This window comes from Dendrosporobacter quercicolus (assembly GCF_900104455.1).
GTDB lineage: Bacteria > Bacillota > Negativicutes > DSM-1736 > Dendrosporobacteraceae > Dendrosporobacter > Dendrosporobacter quercicolus.
Window position 1 is genome coordinate 266,528 of record NZ_FNHB01000003.1, and the last position, 12,563, is coordinate 279,090.

General features: G+C 45.1%; 10 protein-coding genes. 6 read left to right on the top strand and 4 right to left on the bottom strand.

Annotation, left to right across the window (positions count from 1 at the left end; all coding sequences use genetic code 11):
• Nucleotides 1-36 precede the first annotated feature (36 nt).
• On the top strand, nucleotides 37-1,788 hold the full coding sequence (pyk, locus tag BLR06_RS09280) for a pyruvate kinase (RefSeq protein WP_092071889.1): 1,752 nt from the start codon (nucleotides 37-39) through the stop codon (nucleotides 1,786-1,788).
• 144 nt (nucleotides 1,789-1,932) lie between these two features.
• Nucleotides 1,933-3,297 carry a hypothetical protein gene (locus tag BLR06_RS09285; RefSeq protein ID WP_092071892.1) on the top strand — a complete coding sequence of 455 codons (1,365 nt, stop codon included), beginning with the start codon at nucleotides 1,933-1,935 and terminating at the stop codon, nucleotides 3,295-3,297.
• Here BLR06_RS09285 and BLR06_RS09290 read toward each other — a convergent pair.
• Complete coding sequence (locus tag BLR06_RS09290; protein ID WP_092071895.1) at nucleotides 3,289-4,449, bottom strand: acyltransferase; 1,161 nt, start codon at nucleotides 4,447-4,449, stop codon at nucleotides 3,289-3,291. The two genes, BLR06_RS09285 and BLR06_RS09290, sit on opposite strands and share 9 nt — an antisense overlap.
• A gap of 281 nt (nucleotides 4,450-4,730) precedes the next feature.
• Between BLR06_RS09290 and BLR06_RS09295 the strand changes: the two genes are divergently transcribed.
• A complete protein-coding gene (locus tag BLR06_RS09295) occupies nucleotides 4,731-5,045 on the top strand; it encodes a hypothetical protein (RefSeq protein WP_092071898.1) in 315 nt (104 codons plus the stop codon).
• Between the two features lie 125 nt (nucleotides 5,046-5,170).
• On the opposite strand, the gene BLR06_RS09300 is transcribed toward BLR06_RS09295, so the two are convergent.
• Nucleotides 5,171-5,881, bottom strand: coding sequence for a M48 family metallopeptidase (locus tag BLR06_RS09300; RefSeq protein ID WP_217636870.1), 711 nt, complete (start codon nucleotides 5,879-5,881; stop codon nucleotides 5,171-5,173).
• A gap of 17 nt (nucleotides 5,882-5,898) precedes the next feature.
• Nucleotides 5,899-6,342, bottom strand: coding sequence for a hypothetical protein (locus tag BLR06_RS09305; RefSeq protein WP_092071901.1), 444 nt, complete (start codon nucleotides 6,340-6,342; stop codon nucleotides 5,899-5,901).
• Nucleotides 6,343-7,049: 707 nt separating this feature from the next.
• Here BLR06_RS09305 and BLR06_RS09310 point away from each other — a divergent pair.
• Together BLR06_RS09310 and BLR06_RS09315 are read left to right on the top strand one after the other, a co-directional pair.
• The gene (locus BLR06_RS09310; protein ID WP_092071904.1) at nucleotides 7,050-7,397 is read left to right on the top strand and encodes an ASCH domain-containing protein; all 348 of its coding nucleotides are present in this window, start codon (nucleotides 7,050-7,052) and stop codon (nucleotides 7,395-7,397) included.
• A gap of 127 nt (nucleotides 7,398-7,524) precedes the next feature.
• The gene (locus tag BLR06_RS09315) at nucleotides 7,525-8,022 is read left to right on the top strand and encodes a DUF6803 family protein (RefSeq protein WP_092071907.1); all 498 of its coding nucleotides are present in this window, start codon (nucleotides 7,525-7,527) and stop codon (nucleotides 8,020-8,022) included.
• A 142-nt stretch (nucleotides 8,023-8,164) separates the two neighbouring features.
• Here the strand turns inward: BLR06_RS09315 and BLR06_RS09320 are convergent, their stop codons facing one another.
• Nucleotides 8,165-8,707, bottom strand: a complete 543-nt coding sequence (locus BLR06_RS09320) for a transcription termination/antitermination NusG family protein (RefSeq protein WP_092071910.1) — start codon at nucleotides 8,705-8,707, stop codon at nucleotides 8,165-8,167.
• 1,079 nt (nucleotides 8,708-9,786) lie between these two features.
• Here BLR06_RS09320 and BLR06_RS09325 point away from each other — a divergent pair.
• A partial coding sequence (locus tag BLR06_RS09325) for a type I polyketide synthase (protein ID WP_139164475.1) occupies nucleotides 9,787-12,563 on the top strand: 2,777 nt, incomplete at its 3' end.

The window sequence follows — 12,563 nt, forward strand, 5'->3', positions numbered from 1 at the left end:
ATGAATCAGGCAGTAGCGATACAAGGAGGATTTTTTATGAAAAAGACTAAGATTATTTGTACAGTTGGTCCAAGCACCGACAAACCTGGCGTTTTAGAGGCGATGATTGAAGCCGGCATGAATGTCGCCCGCTTTAATTTTTCTCATGGCAATCATCAGGATCATGCCGCGCGGATTGCTTTAGTGCGGGCTGCAGCTGAAAAAGCGGGTAAACCGGTGGCCTTGTTGCTGGATACCAAGGGACCGGAAATGCGGATCGGCAAATTTGCCGAAGGCAAGGTTCATTTACAGGAAGGCCAGAAGTTTATCCTGACAACCAGGGAGATTACCGGTACGAAAGACGAGGTATCGGTTAATCATAAATTATTGCCGACCGAGGTCTCGCCCGGCGATAAAATCTTGTTGTCCGACGGGCTGATCGGCCTTCAGGTGCAAGCTGTTGAAGGGCAGGATATCCTTACGACGGTATTAAACGGCGGGCAAATCAGCAATCTTAAAAGGGTAGCTGCACCTGGCGTAGCAGTTAACCTGCCGTTTTTGTCCGAGCAGGATATTGCCGATATTCTCTTTGGCGCCAGCCATGATATGGATTTCGTAGCTGCTTCCTTTGTCCAGCGGGGCGCTGATGTACTGGCTATTCGCCGCGTTCTTGAGGAAGCCGGCGCAACTATGGATATTATTGCTAAAATTGAAAATGCCGAAGGTGTTCATAATATTGATGAGATATTAAAGGTTGTCGACGGCTTAATGGTGGCCAGAGGCGATTTAGGCGTGGAAATACCAACGGAAGAAGTACCGATTGTCCAAAAAGACTTAATTGAAAAATGCAACCGGGCCGGCAAACCGGTGATAACGGCTACGCAAATGCTGGAGTCGATGGTGACCAACCCACGGCCGACCCGGGCTGAGGCCAGCGATATAGCCAATGCGATCATGGACGGCACGGATGTCATTATGCTGAGCGGTGAAACAGCATCAGGACAATACCCGGTTGAAGCCGTTCAAATGATGGCGAAAATTGCCATCAGGACGGAAGCAGCCTTAAGTTACGGATCGCTGTTGCTGTCCCAGGGGATTTCCCTGCAACGAAGCAGCACTGATGCAATCAGCCATGCCACCGTACAAGTGGCCCATGAACTGCATGCCGCGGCGATTGTGACTTCGAGCGAGCGCGGCTATACGCCGCGGATGGTTTCCAAGTATCGTCCGCAGGCGCCAATTGTCGCTGTTACGCCACATGCCAAGACGGTTCGGCGGATGCAGTTGTTGTGGGGCGTTGAAGCCGTTCTGGGCGTTCAGTCTCATAATAGTGATGATATGGTAACAAACTCAGTGAACAGTGCTTTACAGGCCGGGGCAATTAAAGAAGGCGATCTTATTGTGCTGACAGCCGGCGTGCCTGTCGGACTGACCGGTACTACCAACATGCTGCGGGTGTACATTGTCGGCAATGTTTTGCTCAAAGGCACCGGCGTTGGCCAGAAAGTAGTAAGCGGCAAAGTTTGTGTGGCCAATTCGTCGAAAGATGTTCAGCAAAAATATCGACCCGGCGATGTTCTGGTGATCAACGCCATTGATGATGAAACAGCAAAATATGCAGCTACTGCGGCAGCGATCATTGCTGAAGAAGGAGGCTTAACCTCACATGCCGCCATTGTGGGGATAAGTTATGGCATGCCTGTCATTGTCGGAGCGGAAGGGGCAATCAGCCGGCTGAGTGATGGTATGATCGTAACCGTGGATGCGGTTCGCGGTTCAGTGTATCAGGGTGAAATAAACGCCCGGTAATTGAGTTAGACTTAAGCCGCTCTCATTCTCTCACAATCTATTCCAGGTGGGAGAACGGAGCGGCTTAGTGCTTTGCAGCCTTAAAACGATCGGATAATGGCTGACAAGGTACATGCGGTTGTAAATTAGGACGGAGGGCGCTGTATGCAACTTTTGGGCGGATTGTTAAGTCTACTCGGGATAACTCTGTTGGTCAGATGGTATTTCTTGCGGCGTTTAGACTGGCGAATCAGGCTGTTAGCTGTGCGGTTGAGCAGAATTAACGGTCACAGCCCGGGTAAAGCGTACGCCGGCCGTTTGTTAAAGGAGCTTTATCTTTGCATTAATTTGGCCATAGCCAAGGCTGACCAGCCAATCGCTTATCAGGCGGTTGACTTATTGAAGCTGGCGTTCGGGGAAGGTTTGGTCCGCAAGAATGAAGCAATGCGGCTGATGGCTCTGGCGGTGGCTGCCCTGCGCACCGGGCAGGCTGATATCGCCGGCTATGTCCTGGATGCCTATAAGCCTTTGCTGCGCAACCTTAAGGATGCTGAGCAGGTGGCTGCCATCGAGCAGCAAACCCTGATTGCCATGGTAGCTTTTAAAGCCAGACACAGTTTCATGCTGGCCAAAATTGCCGATCAGATTTTCTCAATGCTAGAACAACCGGAGAATCAAGCAAAAAGACGTTTGACTTCAGCGGGCCTGCGGGCGTTGAAGATCCTTGGTCTGATGGCGCTCCGGCGTCGTGATGAAGCATTGTTCCGGGAAATCAGCGGCAGAGTGGGCAATCTGGATTTGGCTGATCAGGCGATTGCCGAAGAGGTTGCCGGAGTATTAAGCGAGTGGCTGCACCGGGTGATTAAGGCCGATGATCATGTGCTGTTTGCCAGTGTATTATCTTTAGGACGGCGGTATGCAAAAGAGCAAGCGGCGCCCAAGCCGGCTTTGGCCTTATTCATTGCCGAGTGGCAGAATCTGGCCGGAACGGCTGCCCTTAATCCTCGTTCCAACATGGCTGCGGAACTTATTGACTTTTTGTTTACCGTGGCTGAAAAACGGTCTGATGAACAGCTATGGCTGCTGGTAATTTCAGCCGCTGCCCAAACAGCACGGCTGGCTGTTTCCCAACACGGGCTGGAAGAAGGTTTTACTGCGCTGTATCCGTTGCTGGACGCCGGGCGGCGTCTGCTGGCCGCTGAATTGAAATTTCGGCATACGACGGACGGGCTGCGGCAGAAAGCACTGTTTGTCATTATCAAAGAGTGCGTAATGCTGGCTACATTAATTGCCAGGAAGGAATTGACAAGTTCACCTGCTGAAATCATCGCCCGGATTTATGCTTGCTGGGCCGAATATCCGGGCGTGAGAGGCAATCCGAAATCATTAAAAAAGTTCTGCCAAATTTTACTGTTATACTGGCTGAAAACCAAACAACGCAAATCCAGACAGGAAATACCCGGTCCTTTTGATTTTTCCGAACCGGCGCTGATTACACAGTCAGAGCGGGACCGGCTGGGGTTAACCTAATGAGTGCGTTTTACCAACAGGCTGCTTAATTTTTGCTTTACCTAAACTGCCGGTGAGCAAAAGGCTGATGAGCGGAATAAACTGGCCGGTCTTTTCCAGCAGCACCGCACAGGCCATGCTAACCGCGATCGTAAGCGTGAAGAAAGCGATAGTCACCGGAGCGGTCATTAGTTTCCCGGACCGGGCAATGCCGTCAATCAGATGGTACATCACCAAGGGATGAACCAGATAAACCGGATAAGAGTGCCGGCCTAAAGCCGACAGAAATTTTTTCAGCCCTGTAGGCAGGGCGGTAAAGGTAAATTCCGAACACAGATAGAGTGTTGCCGTTAACGTGTAAATAACGCCGATCGGGCTGAGCTGATGGGCGGTGTTTACCGCCTGCTCCGGCGAATAGCCTCTGGAATACAGCAGAAAGTAGTAGTAGCCCAGCATACCGGTTACGGACAAGAGCAACGACCACCGGATGGCTGGGCGATTGTTTTTCAGGTAATGGAGAAATTGCCGGTAGTGTACGGCGCAGACAGCGCCGAGGATAAAGATAAACAGGTAGTGAACAACCCAATAGCTTAGTCGGTGTTTAATCGCAACATTGATATAGTAATTGGAGAAATTTGGCGTCAGAATATAACTTGAGTAATAATTAACCGCTATTTGCAAAAGCAGCAGGAGACAAAGACTCCGCAGGGGATTGGCGGATATTCGCCGTACGGCTACCCGCCAGAGCGGCATCAGGGAATAAAACCATAGCAGTATGACCAGAAAATATAATTGGTAGGAAGCAAGCCCAAAGGCGATATACTGTAATAAAAGCTGGGGCTTCCAGATGGCTGCATCGCCGCTGATCCAGGTATAATGAAGCATATACAACAGTGACCATACCAGGTACGGAAGGAGGACTGCCCGGAGACGCCGGCTCATAAATTGGCGGTAGTCGAATTTTCCTGATAAGTCCTGCTTGTGAAATAGGCCAAAGGCCGAGACAAAAAAGAAAATGGGGACGCTGAATCTGGTCAAAATTTCAAAACAGGCAAACAAATGGACATTTACCAACGGATTTGCTAAAGAATATGCGCCGGTATGGATGCCAATAACACCGAGCATTGCTATGCCGCGAATGTATTCAATGGCCTGAATTCGTTGCTTTGACATAAAATGACCCCTAACTATAGCGGTTTGATGATGGTAAACAAGTATTTACAGGGATTTAGAATGTGGATGATTAATTTCTTGCTATTCTACATTTATTTTATTTTGTCCTGTATCGCGATGAATAAATTGCAATCACGCTATTTTCGCGGGATGCCGTAAAAACGCTGAACTGCGTCCTGCTGTGCAGCTCTGGCATCGCAGATTGTTGATTAAATTGACTTAATCAGTGGGCAAATGTTAGGATAATGGTATAATGATTAAATGTTGGGAGGTTTGCGATAGTGAATCAAATTTGGCTGCAAGTATTTGCGGTTATGATCGGCGGCAGTTTATTAAAGTATGTGTTTGCAAATCCGCTGGTGTGGGTTATTATTGATTTTGCCGTATTAATATCCGCCTATCTATTACTGAAACGTCATCCTTATATTGATCTTAAAAAGAGCATGTCGTATCTGGGGGTTTTGACGGCAATATCAGTGCTGGTAGATCTGGGAGTAGTCGGCGGTGAAGTCGGCAACATAGCCGTGCTGGGGTTGCTGGCCTGGATGATTTTTGGCGGAGGTTTCGGAGGCGGACGCCGGCCTCGCAGGAGATAACAAAGCAAGCGGAATCTCATAAATACATCTTCACGGCAAAAACAGGCTGTGCTGAGTGAAAAATCAGCGCAGCCTTTATTATGCGATGGTTGTTAAGACCATGAATTCGGTTACGGCCCGGAATTTTACAATGGCCGGGACAGTAGGGCGCCATTTTGTTTAAGCCAATTCCGGCGTTCTTTAAAATCAGGCAAATATGCGCCAACCAGCCGCCAGAAATCAGCCGAGTGATTGGGCACTCTCAGATGGCATAACTCGTGGACAACAAGGTAATCAATGACGGAGGCAGGGGCCATAATGATGCGCCAGTTGTAATTAATATTTCCCAAAGAAGAACAACTGCCCCATCTGGTTTGCTGTTCTTTGATGACAATGCGGTTCGGCTGAACGCCAAGCTTTCCGCTCCATTCGGCTGTCCGGCCGGGCAGCAGGGCTGCCGCCTGGTTAATGTACCAGGCCTTAAGTAGTCCGGGCACTGCGGCGGCGGTATTACCGGCTGTGGTTACTGTTATGACATCCTCCGACAGCTCGACGAGTGAGTGCTGGGCGGCGAGGTGAATGCTGATGGTATACGGTTTGCCCATAAACAACAGCGCTGCCCCGTGATGCCAGGAGGCGTTTACCGGGTTGGCCGCCAATTGCCGGTAGTAAAGCATTTTTTTCGTTATCCAGCCCGCCTTTGTCCGGATGATGCGGTCTAGTTCCGCCAGTGAAGTATTGGGGGGCGCGCTGACCGCTAACTGATCGGCTCCGATGATTTTAAGCTGGATGGTTTTCCGGTTTTTATAGTTGATCGTGTAGCTGATATTCCGGCCGGCTATTGTGATCATTGGCATACTGTTCATTCCTTTAATCAGGCGACGGCAAGCAATGCTGCTTTGGCAACGGCTTCCGGCAGAGTTGCAGCCCTGGCTGTGGCAGCGGTCTTACCTGATTTGGAAAATCCGACAATATAAACGGTATTGCCGCTGGCAACTGTCGTTTCGGTACTATATTGAAAGCCAAGCTCAGCCATTTTAGCCGTTATTTTTGCTGATTCGTCCGCCGCAGTGGAATAAGCGGGAACGCTTTCGGCAAAGTTTTCCCGGTATTTGAGCGCCTGGAAATCTTCCGGTTTGACAGCTTTAAACACGCCGCCGGCTTCGGCAAGTTCCTGCTGTGTACCCAGCCATTTGACCGCCAGTTCAGCGCTAAACTGCAGCCAGTGGGTGATCCAGAGATAACCCATTACATCCAAGGCCAGCTTTACATCCAGATCGCGTCCCGGCTGCATTGACAGTATTTCATGATTAGACATCGAATACCTCCCAGAAATTCAGCTAACCTATCGGTATTTAAGGATCTGACCAGTTTCACTTTAACACATCCCGGCAGAGCTTGTAAAGTAGGCAGGACTGGCCGGTATCGGAGCCTCCCCTCGCGGGATATAGGTAAGCGGCGACAATGCCGGCTGAGCGGAAACTTCAGAGCTGTACAGAGAGCACCGGCTTCCCTTTAGCTGGTTGGAAATAAGCCCTAGATGAGCAAAAGTGAAGAATATTCATTCTTTTATAGAATGCGATTCATTCGTAAAAAGAATAATGATCTTAAAATGTCATTCGAAAATTTCATATTTTAAGAATATTTACAATATACATACAATTAGCATATAATTAAGTTAGCTTAAAAGGAAAGGGGCTGCTGATTATGACACCTGAAATGAAACCACAAACATCTTTGCTGGACGGACTAAAATACTTTGCTTTTATGGCGGTATCGTTGATTGTATTTGGAGGAATATTACACATCTTCAGACCCTGATGGTAATCAAAAGCTTCTGTTTCAGAAAAATAAATGGTAGACCCACACAAGGGCTGTCTCAATTTTGAGACAGCTCTTTTTTTTCTAAAATCCAAGAGCGCTCTTTTTTACGGTTGAAAATTGTAAATAGTGTTAGCCGGATTGATAATAAATGATATAATAAAAGCAGCATGGTTTTTAATTTAAAAGAGGAGAGTGTAGCTAATGTTTGCACTTAATTTTCAATCGCATAATCACGAAAAGTTGTTAATCGCCCGTCAAAAGAACTGTACTGTCCGGTTAGGAGATGTCAGAGATAAATATCATGATAATTCCATTGTTTGGATCACTGTCGGGAAAAAATTTGAACAAAAGAGAAAACTCTACCCGGCAATTATTGACCGGATTCTCATAAAAAAAATTGTTGACCTGACAACACAGGATTTAGACCATCAAAATCCGGAGATAAAAACAATTGAGGAGCTGATTGCTTTCTTCGAGCAAATATATCAGAAAACAATAACCCTGGAGGATACGGTCTCGGTCATTTACTTTTCCGAGATTATTGAGTAACAGGGAGAGAAACGCAATGCTCTGAAGCAAGGCTTCGGTTAATCATCAGATTTTTTATTTACCTTCACCAGTTTTTCACATTTGCTGTGTATAATAAAAGCACTTCAATAAGGATGGTGAGTAAATAATGATGATGACAAATTACATGGAGCTACTGGCAGTGAATCAGCCATGGAATCTTATCCTATACATGGTTATACCGGTAGGGCTGGCTGAAGCGCTGGTAGCGACCGAATTTTTCACAGTATTCTACCGCAATTCCGGCCCCGGCGGCTGGCGAACCTGGAATAAATGGATTGGCATTGTTCTGGGGTTTTATTTCCTCGGGATATTCTTAAATCTAATGATTACAACCGTTCCCCATATTCAGTGGCGTGGTATTGCTGATGTGCTGGCGGTAGGCGCCTATCTCAGCGGTGTGGTGCCGCTGTTTGGAATCGCGCTGTTGGAGCTGGGGGTCATTGGCAAGGATAAATCCAGTGATGATAAAACCAAGCTGCATTTTATTCTGTTAACGGTCTTTCTTGTGGTCGCCCATATTGCGATGATCTTTGGTATGGTTGACCCGACGATTATGGGCTGGGATCCTGGTGCGGCCGGCGGGCATATGCATCATGGGCGCTAATGGCTAGCGCCAAGACAATTGGATTTAAACCAATCGCCTTCAGGGGCGACAAAGCCGGGAAACTTTACTTAGTTTCCCGGCTTTGTTTTTAGGCGCGGATGATAATTATAAAAGTACGGTATGAAAAATAAATAAGGCCAGTTCAATCGTATTTGGTGGTGTTTAACATTTTTCCATTTGAGCCTATTAAAATTGCGCCCAGTTTTATCTGCTTTTTTTCTTGCAGCAAGGGGATTTCTACAGTGATCCGCTGTTCCCGGCGGGAATAGTTTTTGATCATTTTTTCAAACCCTAATAATGGTCCGTTAATAATTTCAATTTGATTGTTAGTCTGTTTGACCCTGCTAATTCCGACGATTCCTTCATTATCCATTAATGTTTGAATTAATTGTTTTTCTTGAGAAGATATAGGTAGCAGAGAGCCTGCACTGTAAACCAGCCAACCAATATTCATTCTATGCTTTTGCAGCAGATAATGAAACTCTTTAATGTTCTCATTGGTTGTTGAAACAAATAAATAACCTTCAAACAGCGGTCTTATTAAAGTGATAACGCGGCCTTTTTTTCGCCAAGGAATTTTTTTCTTTGGATTAATAATTTCGCAGCTTGGATTCAGCTTCCGGCAAATTAATTGAATTATTTTCTCCTTTCCACAGGTGATATGTAAAACATACCATTCTTTCACAATTTACTTCCCTCCCCAAAAATAATATTGAAATTGTATTTTATCGGTATACTCTTTTTTAATTCCATAAAATTACTAAATTACCTTTTTTTAGAATACATTAACCTGTTTTCTATTTGTCAGGAGAGACTAACTTTAGCCATTGTTTTCGCTTTAGTAATCAGCGCTATACTTGGCACAACCCTTTTTAAAAGCGAAGGAGTCTTTCGTGAAATAACCCACAAATAAATTGACAAATTTTATAATATATGGTATTGTTTTACTATAAAGTATCTGAAAATTTAGAATAGCAAGGCAATGGTAAATTTTTTTCAGATTGCATCTGCGGAGGCGTAGAGCAAACGCTGGGGAAAAGTCATATGTTAGGAAGTGGGGTGCTGTCTTAGTTCCTCAAAGTCGTTATGATTCTTTAGGGAATCGGGATTTGTGGGCAGCACTTGAGAGCTATGCGCCGTGAAAGTAAATCTCCCTTCAACAAAACCATTTATTGTTATTAGAAATTATAGAACCCGCTGCTAAGGTCAAGCTTAAGCAGCGGGTTCCTCGATTTGTGGCAATGGCCAAGCCGGTGTAACTTTTATAAAATTGCACCGGATTATTTTGAGCTTTGCACATTCTGACTGATATACCAGAAATTTAATCATCAGTTCACCTTATTCAATGTTTAAAACTACACACAAATTTAGGATGGTGGTAATAATTTTATAAATGTAAATGAAAAATGAAGGATTGTAAAGGGCTCTAAATAAAGGGGGGATACATTGAAGTAAACTGCCGCTTTTATGTTTTCGATCAGGAATTTAATATTACCATATGAGTAAAGAACTCTATCATCAAAATGCCGTATTTAGATTGGATGTCAAAAGTTAATCGACAGCGTATATCAAAATAGCGGCATTTTCATTATTGATGACATTTACAATTATCGAAAAAGGGGGGCTGATCAGTTTAAGTGCAATTTTATGGTGAAATATTCTTTGGCGCGCATGTTACTTGAAACTAGATTGAGCCGGGCTATGTATTGTGGAAAGTCACCGTCTAATCAGATGCGATTATGATTTGCTAGGCAGTAGTTCAAAATGGAAGTAAAAATGAACCGAGGAAACCAGAAAGGAGATATTATGAAAGAGAGCAGACACCAATCTGATGAGGAAAAGTATAGAAAAGGGATTGAGAAGATCGTTCAGGACAAGCAACAGGATATAGCCATTATCGGTATGGCGTGCCGATTTCCAGGAGCTGCAGATTATGAGGGGTTTTGGCAAAACATTAAACAGGGACATTCAAGCATTCAGGAAATTCCTCATAATCGTTGGGATTGGAAAGATTTTTGGGGAGACCCTAAAAGTCAATTAAATAAGAGTAATAGTAAGTGGGGAGGATTTATTGATGATGTTGATGCTTTTGACGCCGAATTTTTTAGTCTTTCTCCCCGTGAAGTCGAAGCGCTGGATCCACAGCAGAGAATCATGTTAGAACTTAGTTGGGCTTGTTTGGAGGATGCAGGGATTTGTCCTTCCCAGGTATCGGGGGAAAAAGTTGGTGTTTACACCGGGTCATTTAATTTTGATTATAAGGAATTGCAAGAAAGAGAATGTAATATAATTGAAACTCATTATTCTACAGGCACTTCGGCAGCCTTAATTGCTAATCGTATTTCCTATTATTTGAATTTAAAAGGACCAAGTCTTTCTGTAGATAGTGCTTGTTCTAGTTCGCTTAATGCCATTCATTCAGCCATTCAATCTTTATTTTTAGGAGAGTGTAACATGGCGCTGGTTGGGGGAATTAGCATATTACTGACTCCTACTCGCTTTATTTCACTTTCCCAAACCGGTTTGTTATCGCCAACAGGTTCTTGTAAAACTTTTGATGAAAGTGCCGACGGCTATGTACGCGGCGAAGGCGCAGGTGTGATTTTGCTCAAGTTTTTAGAACAAGCTCTAGCGGATGGTGATTTTATTCATGGCATTTTAAAGGGAAGCGCGGTGAATCATAATGGGAAAACCCATACCTTAACCTATCCTAGTTCCGATGCCCAAGCAGATGTGATTGTAGCAGCGCATAGACAAGCGAGGGTTGCACCTGAGAGCATCAGCTATATCGAGGCTCACGGAACTGGTACTCCCAAGGGAGATCCCATTGAGTTTCAGGGATTACAAAAAGCATTCGCCAGCCTTACTACGCAACAGGGACAAACATTAGGAAAAAACTATTGCGGTTTGGGGTCTGTCAAAACCAATATCGGTCATTTGGAACCTGCAGCGGGAATTGCCGGGGTAATCAAAGTGTTATTGTGCATGAAACATAAACAGTTACCCGGGCTGCAAAATTTCAAACAGTTAAATCATCGCATTATAAGTGAAAACAGTCCATTTTATTTTGTAGATCAGTTAAAAGAATGGATTCCCCCAGTAGATAAAAACAATGAAGCTTTTCCCCGACGAGCAGGCGTAAGTTCCTTTGGATTTGGAGGTACAAATGCCCATGTGGTTCTGGAAGAAGCACCTGTTACTACCAGTCATCCCAGGTCTAAACTTCCTTATTATTTAATTTGTTTATCCGCCAAAAGCGAAGCAGCATTGCGACAGAAGGAACAGGATCTGCAACGTTGGCTGGAGAATAAAGGACAGGAAACTGATCTCATGGATATTAGTGCAACCTCGCTTTGTGGCAGGGAGCATTTTGCAATAAGGTCTGTTTTGGTGATAAAGGATGTACAAGAACTCCAGGATAAATTAAAGCAAGTTTTGGAAACAGGAAAAGCCGGAGGATATTTTACAGAGAGTAATATAGAGAAAGACAGACAGAGACAGCCTCTTTTTTCAGAGTTGGGTCAAAATATTATTAAAGAGTTGCAGGCAAATGCGTTGAAGGATAGCCAGGAATATTGCAATAAGCTTATGGCTTTGGCTGAACTGTATGTTAATGGGCATAACTTCAATTGGAAGATGATTTTCCCGGATGGCAAGATACAACGGGCCAATCTTCCAACTTATCCTTTTGCCAGGAAGCGTTTTTGGCTATTTAACAGTATCGCGGAGAAGTCTAATATCCTAACAGGATCGGGCGAACTAAATTTCGTCCATCCGTTACTACATCAAAACACATCGAATTTTTCTGAACAACGTAGCAGTTCAACGTTTACAGGCCAGGAATTTTTCCTGACTGATCATGTTGTGCAGGGTCAGAAAGTGTTACCCGGAGTGGCTTATCTTGAGATGGCCCGGGCGGCAGTGCAACAGGCAACAGGCGAATTGAAAGATGAACAAATAGGAATCCTGCTCAAAAATATTGTTTGGCCCAGGCCAATTGTCGTGGGAGATCAACCGATTCAGGTGCATATTGGACTCTTTCCTGAAAAGAGCGGAGAGATTACTTTTGAAATCTATAGTGAGCCTCAAATTGGCACAGAGCCTATCGTATACAGTCAGGGAATCGCTATGCTGAGCTTGGCTGGCGAAGTTCCAACACTGGATTTGTACGCTTTGCAGGCTCAGTGCAGTCAAGGCAGTCTTAGCTCCAGCCAATGCTACGAAGCATTCAGCTTGATAGGACTCGATTATGGTCCCGGACATCAGGGGATTGAAAAAATATATATGGGAGCGGGGCAGATAGTGGCTAAGCTGTCCCTGCCATCGTCAGTTTCTAATACACGTGACCAATTCGGCTTGCATCCAAGTTTGCTGGATTCGGCATTACAGGCATCACTGTGTTTAAAGATGGACACAGATAAACTTAAGTTATTTCTGCCTTTTGCCCTTGATAAACTTGAAATAATTGAAAAATGCACTGCTGTGATGTGGTGCTGGGTCCGCTATAGTGAGGGCAGCAAATCCGGAGATAAGATGCAGAA

Bases quoted from the DNA above. Each gene is read 5' to 3' on its own strand.
- pyk (WP_092071889.1), top strand. From the start codon at position 37: ATGAAAAAGACTAAGATTATTTGTACAGTTGGTCCAAGCACCGACAAA.
- BLR06_RS09310 (WP_092071904.1), top strand. From the start codon at position 7,050: ATGTTTGCACTTAATTTTCAATCGCATAATCACGAAAAGTTGTTAATC.
- BLR06_RS09315 (WP_092071907.1), top strand. From the start codon at position 7,525: ATGATGATGACAAATTACATGGAGCTACTGGCAGTGAATCAGCCATGG.
- BLR06_RS09285 (WP_092071892.1), top strand. From the start codon at position 1,933: ATGCAACTTTTGGGCGGATTGTTAAGTCTACTCGGGATAACTCTGTTG.
- BLR06_RS09300 (WP_217636870.1), bottom strand. From the start codon at position 5,881: ATGCCAATGATCACAATAGCCGGCCGGAATATCAGCTACACGATCAAC.
- BLR06_RS09290 (WP_092071895.1), bottom strand. From the start codon at position 4,449: ATGTCAAAGCAACGAATTCAGGCCATTGAATACATTCGCGGCATAGCA.
- BLR06_RS09305 (WP_092071901.1), bottom strand. From the start codon at position 6,342: ATGTCTAATCATGAAATACTGTCAATGCAGCCGGGACGCGATCTGGAT.